Annotated in this window: 20 protein-coding genes; 13 read left to right on the top strand and 7 right to left on the bottom strand. The window is 66.4% G+C overall.

Annotation, left to right across the window (positions count from 1 at the left end):
- Window positions 1-46 precede the first annotated feature (46 nt).
- The 4 genes from WC729_RS06585 to WC729_RS06570 all read left to right on the top strand — a co-directional run bounded on the left by WC729_RS06585 (window position 47) and on the right by WC729_RS06570 (window position 7,405).
- On the top strand, window positions 47-2,272 hold the full coding sequence (locus tag WC729_RS06585; protein WP_372850757.1) for a DUF5682 family protein: 2,226 nt from the start codon (window positions 47-49) through the stop codon (window positions 2,270-2,272).
- Entirely contained in the window at window positions 2,269-3,435 is a 1,167-nt protein-coding gene (locus WC729_RS06580; protein ID WP_372850755.1) for a VWA domain-containing protein, read from the top strand. The genes WC729_RS06585 and WC729_RS06580 overlap by 4 nt, the downstream gene beginning before the upstream one ends.
- A gap of 457 nt (window positions 3,436-3,892) precedes the next feature.
- The gene (locus tag WC729_RS06575; RefSeq protein ID WP_372850753.1) at window positions 3,893-6,865 is read left to right on the top strand and encodes a TonB-dependent receptor domain-containing protein; all 2,973 of its coding nucleotides are present in this window, start codon (window positions 3,893-3,895) and stop codon (window positions 6,863-6,865) included.
- 90 nt (window positions 6,866-6,955) lie between these two features.
- Window positions 6,956-7,405: a VOC family protein gene (locus tag WC729_RS06570; RefSeq protein ID WP_372850751.1), complete on the top strand. Its 450-nt coding sequence runs from the start codon at window positions 6,956-6,958 to the stop codon at window positions 7,403-7,405.
- 142 nt (window positions 7,406-7,547) lie between these two features.
- On the opposite strand, the gene WC729_RS06565 is transcribed toward WC729_RS06570, so the two are convergent.
- The 5 genes from WC729_RS06565 to WC729_RS06545 all read right to left on the bottom strand — a co-directional run bounded on the left by WC729_RS06565 (window position 7,548) and on the right by WC729_RS06545 (window position 10,563).
- Window positions 7,548-8,156 (bottom strand): class I SAM-dependent methyltransferase, encoded by a 609-nt coding sequence (locus WC729_RS06565; protein WP_372850749.1) that lies wholly within the window; start codon window positions 8,154-8,156, stop codon window positions 7,548-7,550.
- The gene (locus WC729_RS06560) at window positions 8,137-8,946 is read right to left on the bottom strand and encodes a hypothetical protein (RefSeq protein WP_372850747.1); all 810 of its coding nucleotides are present in this window, start codon (window positions 8,944-8,946) and stop codon (window positions 8,137-8,139) included. Before WC729_RS06560 ends, WC729_RS06565 begins: the two co-directional genes overlap by 20 nt.
- A gap of 9 nt (window positions 8,947-8,955) precedes the next feature.
- Complete coding sequence (locus WC729_RS06555; RefSeq protein WP_372850745.1) at window positions 8,956-9,624, bottom strand: HIT family protein; 669 nt, start codon at window positions 9,622-9,624, stop codon at window positions 8,956-8,958.
- A 20-nt stretch (window positions 9,625-9,644) separates the two neighbouring features.
- A complete protein-coding gene (locus WC729_RS06550; protein WP_372850743.1) occupies window positions 9,645-9,947 on the bottom strand; it encodes a nucleoside triphosphate pyrophosphohydrolase in 303 nt (100 codons plus the stop codon).
- A gap of 211 nt (window positions 9,948-10,158) precedes the next feature.
- The gene (locus WC729_RS06545; protein WP_372850741.1) at window positions 10,159-10,563 is read right to left on the bottom strand and encodes a winged helix-turn-helix transcriptional regulator; all 405 of its coding nucleotides are present in this window, start codon (window positions 10,561-10,563) and stop codon (window positions 10,159-10,161) included.
- 75 nt (window positions 10,564-10,638) lie between these two features.
- Here WC729_RS06545 and WC729_RS06540 point away from each other — a divergent pair, with 75 nt between their 5' ends.
- From WC729_RS06540 to WC729_RS06500, 9 genes are all read left to right on the top strand, one after another.
- Window positions 10,639-11,232 (top strand): NADPH-dependent FMN reductase, encoded by a 594-nt coding sequence (locus WC729_RS06540; protein ID WP_372850739.1) that lies wholly within the window; start codon window positions 10,639-10,641, stop codon window positions 11,230-11,232.
- A gap of 224 nt (window positions 11,233-11,456) precedes the next feature.
- The gene (locus WC729_RS06535) at window positions 11,457-12,251 is read left to right on the top strand and encodes a class I SAM-dependent methyltransferase (RefSeq protein WP_372850737.1); all 795 of its coding nucleotides are present in this window, start codon (window positions 11,457-11,459) and stop codon (window positions 12,249-12,251) included.
- Between the two features lie 147 nt (window positions 12,252-12,398).
- Window positions 12,399-13,070, top strand: a complete 672-nt coding sequence (locus WC729_RS06530) for a hypothetical protein (RefSeq protein ID WP_372850735.1) — start codon at window positions 12,399-12,401, stop codon at window positions 13,068-13,070.
- Window positions 13,071-13,142: 72 nt separating this feature from the next.
- Window positions 13,143-13,529, top strand: coding sequence for a BlaI/MecI/CopY family transcriptional regulator (locus tag WC729_RS06525; protein ID WP_372850733.1), 387 nt, complete (start codon window positions 13,143-13,145; stop codon window positions 13,527-13,529).
- The gene (locus tag WC729_RS06520) at window positions 13,526-15,205 is read left to right on the top strand and encodes a M56 family metallopeptidase (protein WP_372850731.1); all 1,680 of its coding nucleotides are present in this window, start codon (window positions 13,526-13,528) and stop codon (window positions 15,203-15,205) included. Before WC729_RS06525 ends, WC729_RS06520 begins: the two co-directional genes overlap by 4 nt.
- Before the next feature lie 119 nt (window positions 15,206-15,324).
- Window positions 15,325-15,759 (top strand): excisionase family DNA-binding protein, encoded by a 435-nt coding sequence (locus WC729_RS06515; RefSeq protein ID WP_372850729.1) that lies wholly within the window; start codon window positions 15,325-15,327, stop codon window positions 15,757-15,759.
- Window positions 15,759-17,162: a serine hydrolase gene (locus WC729_RS06510; RefSeq protein WP_372850727.1), complete on the top strand. Its 1,404-nt coding sequence runs from the start codon at window positions 15,759-15,761 to the stop codon at window positions 17,160-17,162. The genes WC729_RS06515 and WC729_RS06510 overlap by 1 nt, the downstream gene beginning before the upstream one ends.
- Window positions 17,163-17,281: 119 nt before the next feature.
- Entirely contained in the window at window positions 17,282-18,619 is a 1,338-nt protein-coding gene (locus WC729_RS06505; RefSeq protein ID WP_372850725.1) for a glycerate kinase, read from the top strand.
- Between the two features lie 15 nt (window positions 18,620-18,634).
- A complete protein-coding gene (locus WC729_RS06500) occupies window positions 18,635-20,326 on the top strand; it encodes an L-lactate permease (protein ID WP_372850723.1) in 1,692 nt (563 codons plus the stop codon).
- 4 nt (window positions 20,327-20,330) lie between these two features.
- On the opposite strand, the gene WC729_RS06495 is transcribed toward WC729_RS06500, so the two are convergent.
- Entirely contained in the window at window positions 20,331-22,406 is a 2,076-nt protein-coding gene (locus WC729_RS06495; protein ID WP_372850721.1) for a putative bifunctional diguanylate cyclase/phosphodiesterase, read from the bottom strand.
- Window positions 22,407-22,546: 140 nt separating this feature from the next.
- Window positions 22,547-24,631, bottom strand: coding sequence for a response regulator (locus tag WC729_RS06490; protein WP_372850719.1), 2,085 nt, complete (start codon window positions 24,629-24,631; stop codon window positions 22,547-22,549).
- Between the last annotated feature and the right edge of the window lie 3 nt (window positions 24,632-24,634).

Genomic DNA, 24,634 nt, shown 5'->3' with positions numbered 1-24,634 from the left:
TTCTTCAAACCCCTCCCCTTCAGGGGAGGGGTTTGAGAGGTAGGTGATGGCAGGCGAGGTCTCCCTCTTCGGCATCCGCCACCACGGCCCAGGCTCGGCGCGTCGCCTCGTCGAGGCACTGGACGCGCTCGCGCCCGCCACCGTGCTGATCGAAGGCCCCGCCGACGCGTCGGACCTGCTGCCGATGCTGGTGGACCCGGAGATGACTCTGCCGGTCGCCCTGCTCACCTATGCCGAGGACGATCCCTCCGACGCCAGCTTCTACCTGTTCGCCGAATATTCCCCCGAATATCAGGCAGCGATCTGGGCGGTGCGTCACGGCGCCACGCTCCGCTTCATCGATCTCCCCGCCTCGGATCGCCTCGCCGGGCCGGGCGGCGAGACCGAAGACGAGGGCGGCTTTCTCGCCTCGATGGACCCGATCAGCCGCGACCCGATCGGCGTGCTGGCCGATGCCGCCGGCTATGACGACGGCGAATCCTGGTGGTCCGACGTGATCGAGCAGAACCCCGCCTCGGGCCCGGTCTTCGCCGCGGTCGCCGATGCGATGACGTCGCTCCGCGCCGAGACCGAGCATCTCTCCATGCGCGAGGCGGCGCGCGAAGCGCATATGCGGATCGAGATCGCGCGCGCCGCGAAGGAAACCGACGGCCCGGTCGCGGTGGTATGCGGCGCCTGGCACGTGCCCGCGCTCGCTGCGAAGCACAGCCTATCCGCGGACCGCGATCTACTGAAGGGCCGGCACAAGGTGAAGATCAAGGCGACCTGGGCGCCCTGGACCGCGCCGCGCCTCGCCCGGGCAAGCGGCTATGGCGCCGGTGTGGCGGCGCCCGGCTGGTTCGGCCATTTGTGGGAAACGCGTGGCGACGTCGACCGCGACAGTATCTGGCTGGCGAAGGTCGCCCGCGTGATGCGCGACCGCGGGCATTTCGTCTCGACTGCCTCAGTGATCGAGGCGCAGCGGCTCGGGACGGCGCTTGCGGCCTTGCGCGGCCGCCCGGCGCCCGGCTTCGAGGAACTGCGCGAAGCAACAATCGCCTGTCTCTGCTTCGGCGAGCGCGCGGTGTGGGACGATGTCGCGGCCGAATTGCTGATCGGATCGGGCGTCGGATCGATCCCCGCCGCGACGCCGCTCGCGCCGTTGCTTGAGGATCTGCAGCGCCAGCAAAAGGCGACCCGCCTGAAACCCGAAGCGCTGGAACGCGAACTGACGCTCGATCTGCGCAGCGAGTCCGGGCTGATGCGATCGACGCTGCTGCACCGGCTGACCGCGCTCGATGTGCCCTGGGGCCGGCTCGCCGATGCCGGGCGCAGCCGCGGCACTTTCCGCGAGAATTGGCGGCTCTGTTGGGAGCCTGAGTTCGCGGTCAGGCTGGTCGAGCATCTCGTCTATGGCTCGACCATCGCCGAGGCCGCCGCCGGCCGAGTGATCGAGGCGATGCAGGCCGAGCCCGATCTCGGCGCGCTGGCCAAGCTGGCGCGCGACGCGATGGTCGCCGATCTGGCGAAAGCGATCGAGTTCGGCATCGCCGCGCTGGAGAAGAAGGCAGCGCTGACCAGCGATTGCCAGGCCCTGCTCGCCGCGCTCCCGCCGATGGCCGACATGCTGCGGTATGGCGAGGCGCGGGCAGGGGCGGCCGAGCATCTCGCCGCGCTGATGCCGCGCATCGTGGTCGAGGCAGCCCTCGCGCTGCCCTATGCCGCGCGCAACCTCGATAATGATGCGGCGACGGCGCTGCGCAACACGCTGCTCGCCGCCGACAAGGCGATCCAGCTCGCCGAGCTCGACGAGGATGTCGACGAACAATGGCACCGCGCGCTGCGGCGCTTGCTGGAGGACGACCAGGCGACGCGGCTGATCGCGGGCGTTGCGGCGCGGCTGCTGTACGAGGCGGACCTGCTGACCGCGGAGGATGCCGCCGGGCTGCTCTCGCGCATGCTGTCGCCCGGCACGCCGGTCGCCGAAGCGGCGGGCTTCTTCGAAGGTTTCTTCGCCGGCGCGGGCCAGCGGCTGATCCATGACGCGCCGCTGCGCGAGGCAGTCGATGCCTGGCTGATGACTTTGGCCGAGGAGGATTTCACTGCCAACCTGCCGCTGTTCCGCCGCGTTTTCTCGATCCTCGACAAGAATGAGCGGCGGCGGCTGATGGACGCGCTGTTCGCGCGGCGCAGCGGGGCGGCCGATGGCTATCGGCTGATGCCCGGCGCGGCGGAGATTTGGCCAGCGCATGAGGCGCGTATTCTCGACCTGCTGGTCGGAGGACCGCGATGAGCGAGGCCGACGAACGCAACCGCCGCTGGACGCTCGCGCTCGGTGTCGAGGATGGGGAAGAGGCGCTGTCCGACGGCGATCGCCGCATGTCGGCGGCGCTGACCGCGCTCTATGGCGATGGCGAGGACGACAAGAAGGGGCGCGGCGGCCTGGGCGGTTCAGCGCCGCGCGTCGCGAAATGGCTCGGCGACATCCGCGAATTCTTCCCCGCGCCCGTGGTGCAGGTCGTCCAGAAGGACGCGTTCGAGCGCAAGGGCCTGCGCCAGATGCTGCTCGAGCCCGAATTCCTGGCGACTGTCGAGGCGGACGTGAACCTCGTCGCCGACCTTGTCTCGTTGCGCGGCGTGATGCCCGAAAAGACCCGCGAGACGGCGCGCGCGGTGATCGGCAAGGTCGTGGCCGAGCTGATGGAGCGACTCGAACGCCGCACCGCGGATGCGATCCGCGGCGCGCTCGACCGGTCGAAACGGACCAGCCGGCCGCGCTTCGCCGATATCGACTGGCCGCGCACCATCCACGCCAATCTGCGCCATTACCAGGCCGCGCACCGCACCGTGGTGCCCGAGCGGCTGGTCGGCTTCCGCCGCCACCAGCGCCGCATCGTCGACCTGGACGAAGTCGTGCTGTGCGTCGACCAGTCCGGATCGATGGCGAGCTCGGTCGTCTATGCCTCGATCTTCGCGGCAGTGATGGCCTCGCTGCCCGTGGTCGCGACCAAGCTGGTCTGCTTCGACACCGCCGTGGTCGACCTGACCGACGATCTCGCCGATCCGGTCGAAGTGCTGTTCGGCATCCAGCTCGGCGGCGGCACCGATATCGACCGGGCGATCGCCTATTGCGAGGGCCGGATCGAACGCCCGTCCAAGGCGCATCTCATCCTGATCTCCGACATGTATGAGGGCGGCAACGCCAACTCCCTGGTCGACCGGCTGGCGCGGCTGACAGTGATGGGGGTCAACGTCATCGTCCTGCTCGCCCTCACCGACAGCGGCCGGCCCTCCTATGACCCGCAGCTCTCGGCCCGGGTCGCGGCGCTCGGCGTGCCGGTGTTCGCCTGCACGCCGGATCAGTTCCCCGACATGATGGCGACCGCGCTTCGCCGTGAGGACATGCATGCCTGGGCGGCGGATCGCGATATCAAGCTGATCCGATCGGACGGCTGATCGGCTCGGACGTTAACGCAAACATCGCTGCCTTCGCGGCGGGAGAGCGGTAAACCCGTCCGATCGCGCCGATTGACGAAAATCCGCACTTTTGGCGCCTCGACCGTTCGCGGCGCGGGGCGATGTGTCCGGTAACATTGCTGCGCAACGTCCGAGAATAGCCGAATTTTGTTGCGGTTTTTCGAGTGTGTATGCAAGTTTTCGCTATCCTATATCCTATCTGTCATCCTATCTAATCCCCGAACGCCCGATTCGGTCCTTCGAACCGAACGGCGGAAAAAGGGAGAGGAGACGCGCGGGACAGGCAGGCCGCCGCCCATATTTCCGTGAAAAACGACGAGCTTCGAAAACGACAAAGCTTCAGCGCCCGCAAGAAGGCGTGGGGTCCGGGAGGCGTGCGTGCGGTGGTGCTTTGCCGATCCGCAATGCGCGCGATGCACCATCAGGGGAGACTGAAATGATCCAACCGATGCGATGGCTGATCCGCAGGATATCAGCCCTTTTGCTGATCATGGGGGCCATGATCGCCTTGCCCGCCTGGGCACAATCCACACCGGCGCCCGCCGCGCCGGTTCAGGTCACCGAACAACTGCCGCAGGACGACGCCGAACCCACCGCCGACATCGTCGTCACCGGCACCAGCATCCGCGGCGTCGCGCCGGTCGGCGCGAACCTCGTCTCGGTCGGCCGGGAATCGATCGAGCAGACCGGCTCGGTCAATGTCCAGCAGATCCTGAAGACCGTCCCCTCGATCACGGGCCTGGGCGGCGCGGGCGTCGGGCAGACCGCGGGCAACAGCTATTATGCCCCTACCATCCACAGCCTCGGCTCGTCGGCGTCCAATTCGACCCTGACCCTGATCGACGGCCATCGCCTCCCGCTCGGCGGCACCAACCATGCGCTGGCCGATCCCTCGATGCTGCCGACCATCGCAATCGAGCGCGTCGAAGTCCTCGCCGAGGGCGCCTCCTCGACCTACGGGTCGGATGCGGTCGCCGGCGTGGTCAATTTCATCACGCGCAAGAACTACAAGGGCTTCCAGGCCAATGGCCAGATCGGCTTCGCCGATGGCGGTTACCGCACCTATAGCGCGGGCCTGCTCTACGGGAATCGCTGGGACACCGGATCGGTGCTGGTCGCCTATGGCTTCTCGCAGGCCGGCCCGCTGGTCAACGATTACGCCGCACGGCCCTTCCTCCAACCCAACCATATCGATGAGGGCGGCACCAGCTTCCAGAGCTTCAACTGCTCGCCCGCCACGATCCAGATGGGCACGTCCGGCTCGGCGCCGGTGTTCCTGTCGCCCACCGCGACGGCATCGGTTCCGAACACCGGCGCCAACGCGCCGTGCGACACCACCATCTTCTCCGACCGTCTCGGCAAGGAGACTCGCCACACCGCCTATGTGAAGATCACCCAGGATGTCGGCGACAATCTGAGCTTCACGGGCGACTTCAACTATTCGAAGCGCAAGAACCTGTCGCGCGTCGCGCGCGGCGGCATCTCCGCCCGCGTGTTCCAGACTGACGGCGCCAACAGTGCCGGCGATCCGGCCAATGCGATCGACCAGGCCAATCCCTTCTTCATCAACCCGCCGGGGCAGGCGGGCACGACCCAGACGATCCGCTGGAACGCCGATCAGCTGCTCGGCCCGGGCGCGACCAGCGAGAATTCGGCGCAGACCTGGTTCGCCACGCTCAACGCCGAATATCGCCTGGGCGAGAATTTCCGCATCACCGCGCTCGGCATGATCGGCCAGGACGAGACGCTCGCGCTCACCCAGGGCACGCTCTGCACCGCCTGCGCCTTGCTCGCGCTCAACGGCACGACCAACGCGAACGGTGTCGCCAACCAGTCCAACCCCGGCCGCACCGATGTCGTCCAGCAAAGCCTGACCGGCGCCAATGCGCTCGATGTGTGGAACGGCCCCGCCGGCAACCGCACCTCGGCGGCAGTGCTGGCGCGCCTCGTCGACAGCCGTTCGGCGCAGCGCGGCAAGAACGTCATCAAGCAGGGCCGCATCGGCATCGACGGGTCGGTCTTCGATCTGCCCGCCGGCAAGGTGCGCATCGCGCTCGGCGGCGAATTGCTCAGCTACACGCTCGACACGGCGGTCGATCGCCCCAACGGCACCGGCCCGTCGAGCCTCGCCAACCAGAGCTTCTTCTTCCCGACTCACCGGTCGGTGCAGTCGGCTTATGGCGAAATCCTGGTGCCCGTCATCGGGGCGGACATGGGCGTGCCGCTGATCCGCCAGTTCGATATCAGCGTGTCCGGCCGCTACGATCATTATAATGACTTCGGCAGCACCTCGAACCCGAAGATCGCCGCCAATTGGGAAGTGTTCGACGGCTTCAAGATCCGCGGCAACTGGTCCAAATCGTTCGTCGCGCCGTCGCTGCGCTCACTCGGCGATCCCAATGCCAATGGCCTCTACAATGAATCGGCCGTCGTCCAGCTGACCGACACGCAACAGGTGCCGGTCTCGTCCTTTCCCGACGTCGCGCTGATCCCGGGCATCCCCTGCGCCAATGGCTTCTGCCAGATCAGCGGCCTCACCCCGGGCATCCGCATCCAGACGGGCAACCCGGCGCTCAACCCGCAAAAGGGCACGACCTGGTCGATCGGCTTCGATTTCGCACCCCGGAATTTCCTCACGGGGCTGCGCATCTCGACGACCCTGTTCAACAACAAGCTGCGCGGCGGCATCACCTCGCCCCCGCTCTCGGCGATCATCAACTCGGCGTCGATCAACAACCTGCTGGTCTTTTATCCCGCCGGCTTGTCGCCGACCGATCCGATCGTCGCGGCGGCGATCGGCAACGTCCCGATCACCACTGCGCTGCCGACGCGCATCTACTACATCTACGACTTCCGTCAGCGGAACACGTTGAACCTGACGATCCAGGGCCTCGACATCGCCGCAAGCTGGCGCATCCCGACCGGCATCGGCACCTTCACGCCGGGCGGTTCGGTCACCCAGTTCCTGAAGTACGACCAGAATTTCTCCGGTGGCCGTACCTTCAGCGTGCTCGGCACGACGGGTTTCAACACCACCTTCCCGTCGATCCGTACCCAGGGCCGCGCCTATCTGATGTGGGAATATCAGGGCATTTCGGCGAGCATCTTCGCCAATCACGTCAGCGGCTATCGCAACTGGTCGGGCTCGACGGTCAGCCCGGTGGTGGTGGCCGGTGGCGCGCCCACCGGTGCCGGCGGCGACCGGGTTCGCCCGAACACGACGATCGACACGCATCTCGCCTGGAATTTCTCGAAGGGCGGTTTGCTCGGCGACAGCGAAATCTATGTCGATGTCGAGAATCTGTTCGATCGCGACCCGCCTTTCTACAACGGGTCGCCCGGCTATGACTCCTACGGCGCCAGCCCGCTGGGCCGAGTGGTCAGTATGGGCCTCCGCGCGAAGTTCTGAGGCATCTGCGCCGTCTCCGCCTCAGGGCGGGGGCGGCGCTTCTTTTCCATCTCATGCTAAGAAGGGCCGAGTCGAAGCAGGGAGAGTGCGATGCGGTGGGCGATCGGCGTAGGGGCGATGCTGATGACGTTGGGCGCGCCCGGTGCGGCGCAGGCTCAACAGGCCGGACGGATCACCGGCGTCGGCGGCATCTTCGTCAAGAGCAAGGATCCGAAGGCGCTCGCTGCCTGGTACCGCGACGTGCTCGGTATCAAGGTGGAGGCGTATGGCGTTGCGATGCTGCGCTACGACGCGCCGGGCCATCCGCCGCTTCTTGCCTGGAATGCGCTCAAACAGGGCAGCACCTATCTGGCGCCGTCCACCCGCGAGTTCATGCTCGACTTCGCCGTCGACGACATGGACGCCTTCCTCGCGCGTCTGAAGGCAAAAGGCGTCGAGATCCTCAAACGCGACGATAGCGACCCGAGCGGCCGCTTCGCCTGGATTCTCGACCCGGACGGCACCAAGATCGAGCTGTGGCAGCCGAAGGAAAAACAATAGACGGCATCGCCGGCGACCGCCTGCCGGCCCCGGCATCATGGTCGAATGACGTTCCCACGGTCGGCCCCCATTCGTACCTTCGGGATCGCGCAGAATCGAGGCGGGGCATCTTTCCCACCGCGACGGAGCTCGCCCGGCGAGCTCAGCCTTTGCTCAGAAGGACAAACAACCACGCTTTGCGGCTGGTCTTTTGCTCTTCCTGAAATGTAACCGAACACCCGATATTTTCCGCCAGAGCTGCCAGCTCATCGGCGCTGTATCCAAAATAGAGGCGCGGATGGCCTGGATATTCATCATCGAAGCCATGCTTGATATCGGTTCGAACGGTGATCGCGATCGAGCAGGCGTCACTCGAGCATTTGGAAAAAACATCGAAGCACCGTTGCAGCTCGTCCGGATTCAGGTGATGGAGAATGGCGTTCGCCCAGATGAAGTCGAAAGGCCCATCATCAAGGTCGAGAATATCCAGTCTTCTGAATTCGATGTTCGGGCTGAACGCCGCTTGCCGAGCGAGCGAAACCATATTTTCGGATACGTCCAGGCCCAGGACGCGATCGAAATGCTTCGCGAGCTGAAGCGTGTCGCGGCCGGGGCCGCAGCCAACATCAAGTGCGTAGCGCCCCGCTGAGGGAACAAAGCGCTCCAACTTGCGATACGGATTGGAGATACCGGAATGCCGATCGCCATAATGCTCGGCGATCGCATCATATACCTCCCGCGTGGACTGGGAATCACTCCTCTCCGAGGCCATTGTATCGCTCCGTGATGGCGGATTTGTCCAGGAACGCGTCGAACCAGTCCTTGATGGGAAACTGAATCGCCGGGTCATGCGTCAGTTCAAGCTGGAACGATTTCAACGCATCCACGCCGCGTTGATAGAATGAGACATATGTCAAATCTCCGTCGATCGAGATTATTCGAAATGTAGGCATCTGATTATGCCATACGACATTCACTTTGGCATTGAGGTCCTTCTCCACCCGACGGATGAGCTTTTCGCTCTCCATGATCAGCTCTTTGGCGTTCAGTTTTCCTCGAACGTCGCCAAAGTAACGATCCACCTCGCGGTGCAATCCAGTATTGCTCTTGGATAAAATGGAAAATTCAAAACGGACGTCGCGCTTTTGTTCGAATATGTCGTAGTTATTATGGAGAACGTTGAAGGCGCTTAGTCCAAACCAGCGAAGCGAACGCTGTGCCTTTTGCAGGCTCGGGCGAATAGTGTCTTCGGAATGCGTGACGATTCGCGATACACCAAGGGGGCAGGCTGGCGTTTTTTGGTCCATGACGCAGCAATAGCTTTTCCGTGCTTCGGCAGATTGAAGCGCGCTTTCCATGCGGACAACCTCTTCCGCTAGAGTGGAAATACGTCGGACCAGGATCGAAAAGATCGAAACCAGCGCAGCCAGCCCAGCCGTAATCAAGGCGGTCTTTGCGCCGGGCGGCACGCCCAGCGAGTCGGCAAAAGTCCACAGGACGCCGAATGTAGAGAGGCTGGCGGCGCCCGGAATGGCGACATATCGCTTCAGAAACTCTTTCATCCGCCCCCCTCAATCACACCCGCCATGATCCGGATCGCCCAGCGCTCGCCGCAGGATGGCCACTGTCTCGGCATACCGTGTCTTGGCACCCAACGCGTCCCGAAAATCGATGAAATCCTTCCAGTCCCAAAAGGCTGATCCGGCGTGTCGGGCAAGGACGAAGCGAAAAAATTGACTCTCGAAATGCTCTGTGGCGAGGGCGTATTCGCCGCCGTCGGTGTCGTTCAGCAGGTAGCATTGCGCTTCTGGCCCCTGGTGGCGCGCGTCCGGCCAGTCGGTCAGCCACGCACCGGCCTCACGGGCTTGCGGCAACAATGTACCGTTGATGGGCGCCAGGTGGACGTGCGCATGATCAATGCATGCGCCCCTCTCCTCCCGCAGCGACCCGGCTACTCCATGCTCGAACGCGACTACGGCCTTGCCCAAATGGCTGGCGCTGAAGCGACGGTAGAGCGCTATGATCTTGTGGAGTTCCGAGCCGGTGGTCCGCCAATCGTCCCAGAAATTTGTCCGGTGATGTTTCGATACGATCAGGATGTGCCCGGCAACGATTGGAGCAATGTCGGCAACGACAAATACGTCGTCGCCTTCCCAGAAAAAATAAGGGCTGGACTCCGCTGAGGTGACGCGGCTCCGGCCGACTTCAATTTCGAGGCAGAACGTACAGCCGGCTTCCACGCACCCTCCTCTCGCGGTCGCTATATTTCAAGCACGTATCCTTCGAGAAATCCACCGCGCTCGGCGAGCTTATCGTGCCGTATTTGATGTAATTCTTCCGATGTCGCGCCCAGGCAGGCTGCAAGTGCGTAAACAACCTCCAAAATGTCAGCCAGCTCCGCTACCGAACGGTCCTGTTCGAATTCACGACATTCTTCGTATAGCTTTGCGAGCAGGAGAGGATGTCGTTCAGCGGACGCGGCGACGCGAAAGCGCGGTACCTTGTTGGCGGCGCGCATGATATCCGGAATGCGATCTCGAACAATTTTTTCCATCATCCCCATCCGCCTACTACGGTGACAATATTACAATTACGGTGCAATTACGGTGCAATTACGGTGACAGTTTACTAAATGAGATCTTGAGGGCGCTATACTGAATTACCTGCAACGCTCCATGGCCAGCTCTTCCGCGAACGAGGTGCCCAGTCAGGGATAGTGCCCCCAAATCCCTAAACGGTCGCCGTGCTGCCAGCGGAAGACCGCGCCGACCACGCTACGGGCCCGCGCGCCGCGCTGCATAGGCGGCGCGCGCCCGGTCCATCCGGGGGGCGTTCGTCATCACCCATTCGGCAAGTGCCCGCACCGGTTCCAGAAACTCGCGGCCCAGGTCGGTCAGCGCATATTCGACCTGAGGCGGCGTCACCGGCGTCACGGTCCGCGAGACGAATCCATGCTCTTCCAGATCGCGAAGCGTCGACGCGAGCATCTTCTGGCTGATCTCGCCGATTTCGCGCCTGAGGGCGTTGAATCGGCAAGGACCTTTTCCGAGCACCCGCACGACAAGCATCGACCATTTGTCGCTGATCCGCGCGAGCGTGCGGCTGATGTGCTCGCACGCCGACGCGTTTTCCGCCTCGCAATGCGGGCCGGTTTCCCTGCGGTTATCTAGTGTCGCCAAGGTGCCTCCTTGTCCCGTCCCGGTAACGATACGTAATTAGGTTACCTCAAGAAACCACCGAATGCGAGATTGCCAATGACTGCCAAGCCCCGGATCGCCCTCATCATCGGGTCCACCCGCCCGACCCGCTTCGCTGACACGCCCGCCCAGTGGATGCTGAAGCAGGTCAGGGCGCGCGACGACATGGATGTCGAGCTTGTCGACCTGCGGGATCATCCCATGCCCTTCTTCGACGAGGCAATGTCGAACCTCTGGGCGCCGAGCGAAAGCCCGGAAGCGGTCCGCTGGCAGCAGACGATCGGTCAATATGACGGTTATATCTTCGTCGTTGCCGAATATAATCATTCGATCACCGGCGTGCTGAAGAACGCACTCGACCAGGCCTATAAGGAATGGAACCGCAAGCCGTTCACCGCGATCGGCTATGGCGGCACGGGCGCCACGCGCGCTGTCGAGCATTTGCGCGGCATCGGGGTCGAGCTGCAGATGGTCTCGACCAAATCCGCCGTCCATATCGGCGGTGGCGACTTCATGGCGATCCACCCGTATTTCGGCAATCGGCCGATCGAGACGATCGAGGCCAATCTGATCCAGTCCGCCACCGCCGCGCTCGACGAGCTGAGCTGGTGGACCAAAGCGACCAGGGCGGCCCGCATGACTGGGGTCTGATGGCAGCGTCATCCCCGCCCGCCACTGGCCCGGGCGGGGATGACGAACCTCGTTCGACCGAGCCGGAAGGCGCCGGGAATTTCGGAGACACTATCCACCGATCCGCAGGTGCGGTTCGCGCATTGGGCACGGTAGCTGCGGACTCCCGATGCCCTGCCGATATGACGCCATCGACCGCAATCCCGCTCTTGCCCGCAACGGGCCCTCCGTGCTTTTGCCGCACTATGCCCGGGTCTTTGGATGCATCGCCTTTTGCCGGAACGGCGGCATATTATGATCGCTTCCGGGCGCCTTACGCGCCGGCGGCGTTCGACTTCATTGCCGCAGCCTATGACCTCAGCCCTGCGGTACGTGCTCTGGACCTCGGATGCGGACCGGGCACGATAGCGATCCCCCTGTCGCATCGGGTCGCCGAAGTCCTTGCGGTGGACCCGGACGCGGACATGATCGCCGAAGGGCGCCGCCTGGCCGCGTTGAGAGGGGGCCGGAATATCGATTGGTGCCACTCCAGGGCTGAGCACATCTCTTTGGAAGCCGGTCCGTTCCGGGTGGCGACGCTTGGTCAATCCTTTCACTGGATGGATCGCGATCAGGTGCTTCGGAAACTTGCGCTCCTCCAATCGGACGGTGGAGGGCTGGCGCTGGTGAATGGAGGCAGGCGCCGTCCCCAGGAGAGCTGGGAACCGCTGGCTCAAAAGATCGTCGAGAAGTTCCTGGGGCCGCGACTTCGTCACCCGAAAGCCAATCCCCAGGAACCGCGGCACGAGCCCGCGCTTCTTCGATCGCACCACTTCTCGGAATTCACCTGTCACGAATTCCCGGGCACGATCACGAGGGATATCGGCTCGATAATCGGCTGCATCTACTCGATATCGAGCTCCTCTCGACCGCTCTTCGGCAACGACGCCGGGGCCTTCGAAACAGCGCTGACTCAGGCATTGCTGAGCGTAAATCCGACCGGGCTCTTCAACGAGCATGTCGAGACCGAGGTGCTTCTCGCACCTCGGAGAGCGGCCTGAAAGGCTAGTCAAATTTTCATTAGGATATTGATTAATATAAATAATATGCATTTTCTCTCGCCATCGAAAATGTCAGCAAACTCCCTGACATTTTGACCGCCCACCCCATCGATTCAAACCTCACCCCACCACCGCTATCCCGGCACCATGAGGTACAAACCAGAATTCGCCGACGATGCCCGTGACTTTTGCCGCCGCGGCGCCACCGACGAGGAACTCGCCGACTATTTCGCGGTTTGCGTCCGCACCATCTATCGCTGGCGCAACATGCATGAGGAATTCGCCGAGGCAGTCGTCGTCGGCAAGGACCATGCCGACGCCCGCGTCGAGCGCGCGCTCTATTCCCGCGCGGTCGGTTGCACGGTCAAGCGCACCAGGGTGTTCAAGCACGCCGGCGAGGACCCGGTCTATGCGAGCTATCTGCATCACCTCCCGCCCGATCCGGTCGCCGCGCTGCAATGGCTCCGTGTGCGCCAGCCGAAGAAATGGGGCGCGCAGCAGCCGGAGGACCAAGACGGTTTCAGCGCCGCCCGGATGGTCGAAAAGGCGCTCGCCCGCGCGGAGGAGCATAAGCGCGCCACCCCGATGCCCCCGCGAGAGCCGCCGTCGAAGGAGGTGGCGCCGGACGCCGGCCTGGAGTCGGAACCCCGCTCATGCCCGGATGAAGGCACAGCCCCTGATACAGATTCGGCACCAACGCCGGTCGCCCCGATCCCAAAGTCGAAGCCAAAGCCGAAATCGCCACAGCCACCGGCCGCTGACTCGAAACCGGCCCCGCCATTCCCGGTCCTTGATTTCAGCCCTCGCGGCTATGGCTGAGGCGCCGCCCCAAAACCAACCTACGAAAGTCTTCGTTGACACCTACGAAGTTCTTCGTATAGAGAGTCGGGCATGACGAAGCCCGATCTTCCCAAACCCACCGAGGCCGAGCTGGAGCTGCTCGCGGCGCTGTGGGCCAAGGGCGAGGCGACGGTGCGCGAGCTGTTCGACGGCCTCGGCCAGGATCGCCCGCGCGGCTACACCTCAGTGCTCAAGACGCTGCAGATCATGACCGAGAAGGGCCTGGTCGAGCGGACCGAGCAGGGCAAGGCGCATCTCTACCGCGCCGCCGCCAGCCAGAGCGACACCCAGAGCCAGTTGCTGCGCGATCTGACCACGCGGCTGTTCGCCGGATCGGCCGCGCAGCTCGCCATGCATGCGCTGTCGATGGAGGCGGTCGACGCCGACGAGCTCAGCGAGATCCGCAAGCTGATCGACGCGAAGAGGCCGAAACCGTGACCTTGCACGCCGACGCACTGGCCTGGACCCTGATCCATTTCTGCTGGCAGGCGGCGGCGATCGCCTTTGTCTATGGCGGCATCGATCGGGCGCTTTCCGGCATGAGCAGCCGGGCGCGGTACGGGCTGGCGCTGGCGGCGCTGCTGGCGATGGTCGCCACGGCGATTGCCACCCTGATCCATCAGGAGGCGCTGGCTCGGGTCGTCGGGCTGCCCCTTACCATCCCGATCTCCGAGGAGGACGTGCCCCTGGCGCTCGCCGCGATGAAGGCCGGGGCGACGTTCCGGCCGGCCTGGTCGCCGGAGCACGGCGCGCTGCTGTTCTGGCTCGACATGGCCTGGCTTGCCGGCGTGTCGTTCCTGTCGGCCCGGGCGATCGGCGGGTGGGTCGTGCTGCGCCGCTTCGTCCGCGCGGCCGACCTGGCGGTGCCCGCGCCCCTGGCGGCGATGGTTTCGCGGCTTTGCACCCGGATGAAGCTGCGGCCGGTCGGGCTGCGGCTGTCCCTGCAGGCGTCCGGCCCCTTCGTCATGGGGCTGTTCCGCTCGGTCGTGGTCGTGCCGGTCTCGGCGCTCGCCGCGCTGACGCCCGATCAGCTCGAGGCAGTGCTGGCGCATGAGCTCGCCCATGTCCGCCGCGCCGATTATCTCTGGAACCTGCTGCAAACGCTGGTCGAGACCCTGTTCTTCTTCCATCCGGCGGTGTGGTGGATCGGCCGGCGGCTGCGCGAGGAGCGCGAGCATTGCTGCGACGATCTCGCGCTGGCGGCGTGCGGCGACCCGCTCGCCTTCGCCACTGCCTTGTGCGCGCTCGAGGCAGCACGCGGCCCCGCGCTCGCCCCCGCACTCGCCCCCGCGCTCGCCCTTGCGATCGACGGCCACCGGCCCGCCTCGGCGCTGCGCCTCCGGGTCGCGCATATCCTGGGCGAGACCGTGCCGGCGCCCCGCCGCGCGGCGCCGCTGATGCTGGCCGGCATCGCTGCGCTGGGCCTGTGCACCGTCTCGTTCCTCCCCCGGGCGCGAGCGTCCGTCGTGCCGCCGGTCCGGGCAAAGCCGGCGCCGATCGTGCGGGTCGCGATCGACGGCACCGCGCGTTTCACGGCCAGCACGCGCGTGACGGAGGCAATCGCGCCGGCGGTGCCTCAGCCGCTGCCGGTCGTTGCTGCGGTGGGGGCGGTCAGCATCGATCCGACCCCGCCCGCGCCCGCGCCGGTCGCCGAATCCTATGAGTCGGCAATGCTCCGTGCGGGCTATGGCGGGGACCTGCGCGCGCTGCCGTTGCTGGAGAAGGACGGCATCACGCCCGACTATCTGCGCTCGATCGCGGCGCTCGGGCTTGGCCTGCCCAATGCGAAGCAGCTCCAGATCCTCTGGTCGCACGGCGCCCGCGCCAGCGACGTCGCGGCATTCCGTGCCGTGGGCGCGGCACCGCCCAACCTTTATGATTTCGTCGGCTACCATCTCTACGGCGTCACGCCGGCGCTGGTCACCGGCATGCGCGAGGCCGGGTTCGACGGCATCCCGTCGAGGAAGCTCGTCCAGCTCGCCAGGCTGGGCGTCACCCCGGCCTATGCCGCCGCGGCGCGGCGGGCGCGGCCGGACATCGATCTGTGGCACCTGATCGGCCAGCGCATGGACGAGGTCGACAAACGGCACGGCGCCGGCGACGGGGCGGGCTAACAACCCCCTCGCATTACCCGAAAATTGACCAACCGTGCGACGGCGGACGCCCCCGGCTTGTCCGCGATCCCAGGAGCAGCGATGCGACGCGAGACCCCCTCTCCGCAAGGTGCCCGCCAATGACGTCGGGCAGGAGCGCAATGGCCGAATGGGCGCTGAACATGGCCGATGTCCGCCCGCCCAGCGGCGCCGAGATCGATGCCGCGCGCGCCGCGGCCGACCAATTGTCCCGGCTCGATCGCGGCGACGACTCGGTCAGCCTGCGCGCCGGGTCCGGCCGGGAGGCGATCATGCTGCCCGCGACGGTGTTCCGCGCGCTGCTGCGGATGGTGGCGGAGACGGGCAAGGGCAATGCCGTCGCGGTCGTCCCGGTCGAGGCCGAGCTGACCACGCAACAGGCGGCCGACCTGCTCAACATGTCGCGCCCGCACCTCGTCAAGCTGTTGACCCGGGGCGAGCTGCCCTACCGCATGGTCGGCACGCACCGGAAGCTGCCGGTGCGCGAGGTGCTCGATTACCGCGCGGCGCGCGCTGCCGCGCAGGCAGGCGCCTGATGCGGATCAGGGCATTGTTCTGCTACGCGTTCGCGCTGCTGGCGTTCGCCGCTGCACCGGCACGGGCAGCGCCGGACCCGGGCGTCCAGGTCGATGCGATCATGCGCCGCGCGATGGCGGAGCGGCAGATTCCGGGCGCCCAGCTCGCGGTGGTCCGGAACGGCCGGGTGGTGCTGCTCCGTCATTATGGCGTCGCCAATTTGCAGACGCCGGTGCCGGTCACTGACGGCACGATCTTCTCGATCAACTCGATCACCAAGGCTTTTACCGGCGTCGCCGCGATGCGCGCGGTCGAGGCGGGCCGGCTCGACCTGTCGAAGCGCGTCGGCGACTATCTGGGCGGCCTGCCCGAGGCGTGGCGCGGCGTGACCGTGCGGCAATTGCTCAGCCACAGTTCGGGTCTGCCCAACTTCGCGGGGAGCGCGGGCAGCCGGCAGGGCGACGAAGCGGCGGCCTGGGCCTGGGCGCTCGCCCAGCCGGTCCGGTTCCCGCCCGGCGAACGCTTCGATTACAGCCAGACCAATTACGCGCTAGTCCAGAACATCCTCAACAAGCTCGACGGCCGCCCGCTCGACGATCCGGTGGTGCTCGCCCAGACCACGCTGGTCGGCATGCCCGCGACCGGGCTTCACGACGGCCGCGACGTGGTGCCCGGCAAGGCCGCCGTCTACGGCCTGGACCACGGCGTGCGGCGCGGCCTGTTCGAGACCTTCTCGCCCAGGCATCGCGCTGCCTCGGGCATGGACAGCACCGCCGCCGACATGGCGCGCTGGATGAACGCGATCCTCGACGGTCGCCTGCTCGGCCCGGCGGCGCGGCAGGCGATGTGGACGCGCGTGCCCTTCACCAGCGGAGCGCCCGGCCAATGGGGCATGGGCTGGCTGGTGATGGGCCGGGCGCAGCATCGCAGCGTCGGCATGACCGGCGGGTCGCGCTCGGCGATGTTCCTCTATCCCGATGACCATGTCGGCGTGGTCGTCCTCACCAACCTCGCCGGCGCCGCGCCGGAGGACATGGTCGACGAGATCGCCGCGCTCTTCATCCCCGGCATGCGGCTGGAGGGCGTGGCCGCGCTCCGGGCGGCGCTCGACCGGCAGGGTTATGACAAGGCGGCGGACGTCCTGGCCGGATTGCGGCGCGACCCCGGCTTCAGGGTCGACGAGCAGGAGCTCAACGACTGGGGCTATCGCCTGCTCGGCTTCGGCAAGCCGCAGCAGGCGCTGGCCGTGCTGAAGATCGGCGCCGAGCTGTTCCCGCAAAGCGGCAACGCCCATGACAGCCTGGCAGACGCCTATGCGCTCAACGGCGACAAGGTAGCGGCGATCGCCAGCTACAAGCGGTCGCTCGACCTCGACCCGAACAACGCCCATGCCGTGCAGCGCCTGAAACAATTGTCGGAATAATGCCCGCCCGCCAACACTGACATTGCAGTCGCCCGCCCTTTCACGGAAAGTGCCGCTGGTCCGCCCCCGAGAGGTGCGGCGGAAAAGGGACAGGAGATGCGTTTGCCGCCATCGGGGCCATGCCTGAATCCCGCGCGGACACGCCGCCGGTGACGGCTGTGCCCGACGCGGCGATGCCGCCGCGCCAGTTGCTCCGGGCCCTGTTCGATACGGCGGTCGATGCGGTCACCGCCGAACGCTGCATCCCAGCCGACAGTGTTGGAGAACCCGTTGCCGGCCGCACCCTGATCGTCGCGGTCGGCAAGGCGGCCGCGGCGATGGCCTCGGTCGCGGCCGGCATGGTGCCCGGGTCGCTGTCCGGCCTGGTCATCACGCGCCATGGCCATTCCGGACCGCCCCACCATCTCCCGTCCGATTTCGAGGTGATCGAGGCAGGGCATCCCGTGCCCGACGCCGACAGCCTCGCCGCGGCGACCCGCGCGCTCGCGCTGGTGCGGCGGCTCGGGCCGGAGGATCGGCTGCTCGCTTTGGTCTCCGGCGGCGGCTCGGCCCTGCTGACCCTGCCGGTCCCTGGCGTCTCGCTCGCCGACAAGCAGGCGGTGACTCGCGCGCTGCTCCGCTCCGGCGCGACCATCGCCGAGATCAACAGCGTGCGCAAACACCTCTCGACGGTGAAGGGCGGCCGCCTCGCCGTCGCCGCCGCGCCGGCGCGGGTCACCACCCTGATCATCTCCGACGTGCCCGGCGACGACCCGAGCTTCGTCGCCAGCGGGCCCACGGTGGCCGACCACACGACCCTGGAAACGGCCCGCGAAATCCTCGCCCACCACCGTATCGCCTTGCCCGAAAACGTTGCAGCCGCGCTGGACGACCCCGCCAACGAGACCCCCGCGCCCGCCATGGTGCGCGGGGAGGTCCTGGTCGTCGCTCGTGCCCGCGATGCGCTGGTGGCGGCAACGCGCCTTGCCGAGGATCAGGGCTATGCGGTCACCGATCTCGGCGATCATCTCGAAGGCGAGGCCAGGCAGCTCGGCGCAGAGCACGCCGCCCTTGCCCTCCAGCTCGCGGCTGACGGTCGGGCTCACGCCATCCTGTCGGGCGGCGAAACCACGGTGCGCGTGACCAATCCCGACGGCCGCGGCGGCCGCAACCTGGAATATCTGCTTGGCCTCGCCATCGCGCTCGACGGCGCCCCGCGCATCCATGCCATCGCCTGCGACACCGACGGCATCGACGGCACGGAGGACAATGCCGGCGCGATCGTCGCGCCCGACACGCTCGCCCGCGCCCGCACGCTCGGCCTCGACGCGCAGGCGATGCTCGACGCGAACCAGGCCTATCCCTTTTTCGAGGCGCTCGGCGACCTGATCGTCACCGGGCCGACCCGCACCAACGTCAACGATCTGCGCGCGATCCTGATCGCGCCGGAGGGAGCCGACCAACACTGCACGCTATAGCGAGGGGACGCATCGATGACCTGGTCACAAGACTATCATCCATTGGGGAGCTGGCTGTCGGTCGTGCTCGCCGCCGCACCCCTGGTGGTGCTGCTCGGCTGTATCGGGTTCTTCCATGTCCGCGCGCATATCGCAGCACTGCTCGGCCTCGCCGCTGCCCTGCTGATCGCGGTGCTCGCTTTCGGCATGCCGGCCGATCTCGCTGCCCGCGCGGCGGGCTATGGCGCTGCCTATGGCCTGTTGCCGATCGGCTGGATCGTGCTCAACATCATCTTCCTCTACCAGCTCACCAACGAGCAGGGGCAGTTCCAGGTCCTGCGCGATTCGATCGCGACGGTGACCGAGGACAGCCGGCTCCAGCTCCTGCTGATCGCCTTCTGCCTCGGGGCGTTCTTCGAAGGGGCGGCGGGCTTCGGCACGCCGGTCGCGGTGACCGGCGCGATGCTGATCGGGCTCGGCTTCACCCGGCTCCAGGCATCGGGCCTGTCGCTGATCGCCAACACCGCGCCGGTCGCGTTCGGCGCGCTCGGCACCCCGCTCGTCACGCTCGCGACGGTCACCGGGCTGCCGCTCGAGGATCTGTCGGCCATGGTCGGGCGGCAGATGCTGCCCTTCTGCCTGATGGTGCCGTTCTGGCTGCTGGTCGCGTATTGCGGCTGGCGTCGGACGCTGGCGATCTGGCCCGCGGTGCTGCTGGTCGGCGTCGTGTTCGGCGGCACGCAGTTCCTGATCTCCAACCTGCACGGGCCGTGGCTCGCGGCGATCGGTTCGGCACTGGTAACCCTGGTCGTGCTGGTCGGTTTCCTGCGGGTGTGGAAGCCGCGCGACATCATGCACGTCAACGAAGCCCCGCTTGCCAAGGGCGACGAGCGCGTCCCGACAACCGACGCGGCGCATGTGACGGAACATGAGGATGCGGTGGTCACGGACACCGGCCCGGTCAGCGCGGCGGCGATGCGCAAGGCCTGGATGCCCTGGCTGATCCTGACGGTGATCGTGTTCCTGTGGGGTGTGCCCGCCGTGAAGGCGACACTCGACGGCATCTTCAAGCTCGCCATTCATGTGCCCGGCCTCGACATGGTCATCATGCGCGTGCCCCCGGTCGTGGCGACCGCCGCAGCCGAGCCGGCGATCTTCAACTTCAACCCGCTCTCGGCGACGGGGTCGGCGATCCTGCTCGCGGGCGTGCTCAGCGGCTTCCTGCTCGGGCTCAACCCGGCCGGCATCGCCAGGAGCTATGGCCGCGCCTTCGTCATGGTCATCCCCTCGCTGCTGACCATCGCCGCGATGCTCGCGCTCGGCAACGTCACCCGCTTCTCGGGGCTCGACGCGACCATGGGCCTGGCCTTCGCCGCGACGGGCGTGATGTATCCCTTCTTCGGCACGATGCTCGGCTGGCTCGGCGTCGCGGTGACCGGATCGGACACTGCCTCCAACGTGCTGTTCGGCGGCCTGCAGAAAGTGACCTCGGAACAGCTCAACCTGTCGCCGACCCTCATGGCCGCGGCGAACAGCGCGGGCGGCGTGATGGGCAAGATGATCGACGCGCAGAGCATCGTCGTTGCCTCCACCGCGACGCAGTGGTTCGGGCAGGAGGGACGGATCCTGCGCTATGTCTTCCTGCACAGCATCGTGCTCGCGTCGCTGGTCGGTGTCGTGGTGATGCTGATGGCCTATGTGCCGCCGTTCACCTTGCTCGTACGGTAAGGCCTCAGGCGGCGTTGCTCTTCCGATCGGGTTCGACCGCCGGCACGTCCAGCGGCCGGTCGGCGAAGGGCGATCGGCCCGTCACCGGCAATGGGTGCGGATAGCCGAGCAGGAAGCCCTGCGCTTCGTCGCAGCCCTCGCGCTGGAGCACCTGGAGCTGCTGCTCGGTCTCGATACCCTCGGCGAGCACCGGGATGGCCAGGCTCTTGCCCAACGCCAGCACGGCGCGGATGATCGCGGTCGCCTGGGGGCTATCCGCCAGCTCCGAGACGAACATCCGGTCGAGCTTGATCTTGTCGAACGGGAAGGCGCGCAGCGTCTCGAGCGAGGAATAGCCGGTGCCGAAATCGTCGAGCGCGACGCCGACGCCCAGAGCCTTGATCTGGCGCAGCACGTGCAGCGCGTGGACCCGGTCGGACATGATCGCCGTCTCGGTCAGCTCGACCTCGAGCCGGCGCGGCGGCAGGCCGGTCTCAAGCATGATCTGGTGGAACAGCCGCGGCAGGTCGGCATGGGCGAGCTGCACCGCCGACACGTTCACCGCGACCTTGGAGTCGTGCTCCCAGCTCACCGCGTCCGTGCAGGCCCGGCGCATGACCCATTCGCCGAGCGACAGGATCAGCCCGTTCTCCTCGGCGATCGGGATGAAGATCTCGGGCGAGATGTTGCCGCGCACCGGATGCTTCCAGCGCACCAGCGCTTCATAGCCGGTCACCGCATGCGTCGTGACCGAGGCCTGGACCTGATAATGGACCTCGAGCAGATTGCCGTCGATCGCGACGCGCAGATCATTGGCCAGCTCGCGCCGTTCGCGGATCGCTTCATCCAGCGCCGCGTCATAGAAGCACGGCGCCACCGCGCCCTCGCTCTTGGCACGGTACATGGCGAGATCGGCATTATTGGTCAGGACATGCGCGTTGGCGGCATCCTGCGGATAGACCGCGACGCCGATGCTCGCGCCGACCCGCGCCTCGAACGCGCCGAGCGAGACCGGCGTGTCGAGCGCAGCCCCGATCCGCGTGGTGAAGCCGACCAGCTGGGCACGGTCGCTGAAGCGGGTGATCGCGACGAACTCGTCGCCGCCCAGCCGCGCGACCATCTCGCCCCGGCTCATCGCACCGCGCAGCCGCTGCGCCAGCGCGACCAGCACATCGTCGCCGGCCTTGTGGCCATGGACGTCGTTGATTTCCTTGAAGCGATTGAGATCGATCGCAACCACGCCGAGCTGGCCGCCGCCGGCGCGCGCGATATCGAGCTGGCGCGCGAGCTGCTCCTGGAAGCTCACCCGGTTGGGCAGCCCGGTCAGGGCATCGTTCATCGCCATGTGGTGGAGACGCTCCATCGCGTCCGACCTTGTCCAGCGGTCGATCAGCGCGGCGAACACGCCGGTCGCGATCACGACCAGCCCGACCAGCGCGGTGGCCAGCCCCAGCGCCTGCATCTGGCCGGGGTCGAGCGGGGTTTCGCTAAGCCGGAGCGGGGTGATTTCCAGCGCTGTCATCGCCACGAAATGCAAGGTCGCGATCGCGGTGACGAGCAGGCCGGTGCCCGTCGCGACCCGGTAGCGGCCGAGTTTCCGGGAGCCGAGTGCGGCCAGCGCTGCGCCGGCGAAGATCACGGAGCACAGCACCGAGGCGGCGACATAGGACCAGCGCCAGGTGACCAGGCCGTCGACGCGATAGGCTGCCATGCCGGTGAAATGCATGGTGGAGATGGCAAGGCCGACCACGCCGCCGCCGAGGGCGGACCGGACCAGGTTCCGCCGCCACGCTGCCAGTGCGAAGCCGATGCCGGTGCCGGCGATGGCGACGATCAGCGAGACGATCGTCAGGACCGGATCGAGGCTGACCGGAACCTCCGCCTTATAGGCGAGCATCGCGACGAAATGGGTGCACCAGATCGTCGCGCCGGCGCCGACCGCGGTCAGGAACAGCCAGCCGAAGCGCTGGCCGCCGGTCGTCGCCTGCGCGCGGCCGAACATCTGGGCGATGGCGAAGGCGCCGGTGCAGCAGACGAATACGGCGAGCAGCACCAGCCATGGGTCATGGTCTCTCGCGATGCACAGGGCGACGTCGATCATCTGACGTGGTTCCGCATAAGGGCCCGGCGCACGCAGGCACCGCAAGATTGCCCTTTATGTATGCAAGCGCGTTAAAAAGCGGTGAAACCGTTTCGGAGATGTTTAAGTCGCGGTTTTCAGGGCCACGCTGTGCCCTGCGCTCAGGCACCATCCGTTATGGTTGCTTCCATCGCGCGCCGGATGGCGTCCTTCATCTGGGCGGGTGAGAAGGGCTTGTTGACGGCGATGACATGTTCGCCCGTCAGGTCGAGCGCGCTGTTGTCGGCATAGCCGGTGATGATGATCGCGGGCAGCGCCGGCCGGATCTGGCGCGCCCGGCGGATCACCTCGGTCCCGGAAACATGCGGCATGGCATAATCGCTGATGATCAGGTCGACCTTGTCGGGATCGCGGTCCAGCAGCTCGAGCACCGCCGGGCCGTCCGCGGCAGCGACCGGCGCGTGGCCCAGGTCCTCGAGCAGCGCCGCAGTGGTCGCCCGCACGCCCTCATGATCGTCGACCAGCAGGATGTTCAGGCTGGTGCCTTCCGCAAGTGCCTGGGCCGGTTCGGCCGGTACCGGCTTCGGCGCGCATGCCGCCGCGCGGGGCAGCCACAGCGCGACCCTGGTGCCCTCGCCCTCGCGGCTGTCGATCCGCACGGTGCCGCCCGACTGGTTGGCGAACCCATAGACCATGCTGAGACCGAGCCCGGTGCCCTTGCCGACATCCTTGGTGGTGAAGAACGGCTCCATGACGCGTTCGAGCATGTCGGGGGCAATGCCGCAGCCGGTATCGCCGACGGTCAGCACGACATAATCGCCCGGCGGCAGATCGAGATCGTCGCGCGCGCCGACTTGCGCATTGCGCGCCGAGATATGGATCGTGCCGCCTTCGGGCATGGCGTCGCGCGCGTTGATCGCGAGATTCATGATCGCCAGTTCGAGCTGGGCTTCGTCGGCATAGGGATGGGCGACGCCGGGTTCGATGTCCCAGGCGATCTCCACCAGCCCGCCGAGCGTGTGCGACAACAGGTTGCTGACCGAATCGGACAGGCAGGTCAGGTCGATCGCCGCCGGCTCCAGCTTCTGCTTGCGCGCAAAGGCGAGCAGGCGGGAGACCAGCTCGCTGCCCTGGCCCGCGGCATGCTGCGTCATTGCCAGGATCTTGCGGTGCTCCTCGGCCAGGGGCACGCGGCGCTCGATCATGCCCAGCCCGCCGATCACCGCGGCGAGCAGATTGTTGAAGTCGTGCGCGATGCCGCCGGTCAGCTTGCCGATCGCATCCATCTTGCGGACATGCAGCAGCTGCGTCTCCAGGTCCTTGCGGTCGGTCACGTCGAGCAGGGTGCCGGCATATTCCATCGGCTTGCCGTCCATGTCGCGCATCAGCACGGCCTGGTCGAGCACATGGCGATAGCGCCCATCGGCATGCTGCCAGCGATATTCCATCGCCAGCGGCGCGCCGTGCGCCCGGCCCCTGAGCGTCGCTTCGACGCGGTCCTTGTCGTCGGGATGGAGCCGGTCGTGCCACAGGGTCGGGGTGCGCCGTACCGCGTCCAGCGGGAACCCGGTCATCGCGGTGAAATCGCCGCTGATCAGCTTCGGCACGCGCGGGTAGACGCCTTCGGTCTCCAGATAGAGCAGGATCGGCAGCGACTGGATGATCGCGCCCTGGCGCTGTTCGGCGAGGCGCAGCTGGCGTTCCGCCTTCAATCGCTGGTCATTGGCCTTGATCGTCGCGTCGAGCAGCGCCTGCTCGGCCTGGGCCTTGCGCCGAATCTCGAGCGTCATCTGGAACAGGTCGACGAACACCGCCACCTTGGATCGCAGCACGATCGGTTCGACCGGCTTGAACACATAATCGACCGCGCCCATCGAATAGCCGCGGATCAGGTGCTCGGTCTCCTTGTTGACGGCGGAGAGGAAGATGATCGGGATGCGCTTGGTCTGCTCGCGGCCGCGCACCATCTGCGCGACCTCATAGCCGTCCATGCCGGGCATATAGACGTCGAGCAGGATCACCGCGAAATCGCCGCGCAGCAATTCGCGCAGTGCCTCCGGCCCCGATTTGGCGACGATCACATCGCCGACATCCTCGAGCACGGTGCGGATCGCGAGCAGGTTATGCTCGTCGTCGTCGACCACCAGGATGCGCGCGCGCGCTGCCGGCTCGGGCACGACCTTCAATAGTGGCGGCGCCTCGGCGACCGTCACGGGCTGTACCGCGAGGGGGAGTTTGCGCGGCATCCG

This window comes from Sphingomonas sp., from assembly GCF_041661825.1.
Classification (GTDB): Bacteria; Pseudomonadota; Alphaproteobacteria; order Sphingomonadales; family Sphingomonadaceae; genus Sphingomonas.
The sequence above is the reverse complement of the archived record's forward strand: the minus strand, read 5'-3'. Positions and strand labels throughout refer to the sequence as shown.

Excerpts from the sequence above, each read along its gene's own strand:
- WC729_RS06585 (WP_372850757.1), top strand. The coding sequence starts at position 47 with ATGGCAGGCGAGGTCTCCCTCTTCGGCATCCGCCACCACGGCCCAGGC.
- WC729_RS06580 (WP_372850755.1), top strand. The coding sequence starts at position 2,269 with ATGAGCGAGGCCGACGAACGCAACCGCCGCTGGACGCTCGCGCTCGGT.
- WC729_RS06575 (WP_372850753.1), top strand. The coding sequence starts at position 3,893 with ATGATCCAACCGATGCGATGGCTGATCCGCAGGATATCAGCCCTTTTG.
- WC729_RS06570 (WP_372850751.1), top strand. The coding sequence starts at position 6,956 with ATGCGGTGGGCGATCGGCGTAGGGGCGATGCTGATGACGTTGGGCGCG.
- WC729_RS06565 (WP_372850749.1), bottom strand. The coding sequence starts at position 8,156 with ATGGCCTCGGAGAGGAGTGATTCCCAGTCCACGCGGGAGGTATATGAT.
- WC729_RS06560 (WP_372850747.1), bottom strand. The coding sequence starts at position 8,946 with ATGAAAGAGTTTCTGAAGCGATATGTCGCCATTCCGGGCGCCGCCAGC.
- WC729_RS06550 (WP_372850743.1), bottom strand. The coding sequence starts at position 9,947 with ATGGGGATGATGGAAAAAATTGTTCGAGATCGCATTCCGGATATCATG.
- WC729_RS06540 (WP_372850739.1), top strand. The coding sequence starts at position 10,639 with ATGACTGCCAAGCCCCGGATCGCCCTCATCATCGGGTCCACCCGCCCG.
- WC729_RS06535 (WP_372850737.1), top strand. The coding sequence starts at position 11,457 with ATGCCCGGGTCTTTGGATGCATCGCCTTTTGCCGGAACGGCGGCATAT.
- WC729_RS06530 (WP_372850735.1), top strand. The coding sequence starts at position 12,399 with ATGAGGTACAAACCAGAATTCGCCGACGATGCCCGTGACTTTTGCCGC.
- WC729_RS06525 (WP_372850733.1), top strand. The coding sequence starts at position 13,143 with ATGACGAAGCCCGATCTTCCCAAACCCACCGAGGCCGAGCTGGAGCTG.
- WC729_RS06515 (WP_372850729.1), top strand. The coding sequence starts at position 15,325 with ATGACGTCGGGCAGGAGCGCAATGGCCGAATGGGCGCTGAACATGGCC.
- WC729_RS06510 (WP_372850727.1), top strand. The coding sequence starts at position 15,759 with ATGCGGATCAGGGCATTGTTCTGCTACGCGTTCGCGCTGCTGGCGTTC.
- WC729_RS06505 (WP_372850725.1), top strand. The coding sequence starts at position 17,282 with ATGCCTGAATCCCGCGCGGACACGCCGCCGGTGACGGCTGTGCCCGAC.
- WC729_RS06500 (WP_372850723.1), top strand. The coding sequence starts at position 18,635 with ATGACCTGGTCACAAGACTATCATCCATTGGGGAGCTGGCTGTCGGTC.
- WC729_RS06495 (WP_372850721.1), bottom strand. The coding sequence starts at position 22,406 with ATGATCGACGTCGCCCTGTGCATCGCGAGAGACCATGACCCATGGCTG.
- WC729_RS06490 (WP_372850719.1), bottom strand. The coding sequence starts at position 24,631 with ATGCCGCGCAAACTCCCCCTCGCGGTACAGCCCGTGACGGTCGCCGAG.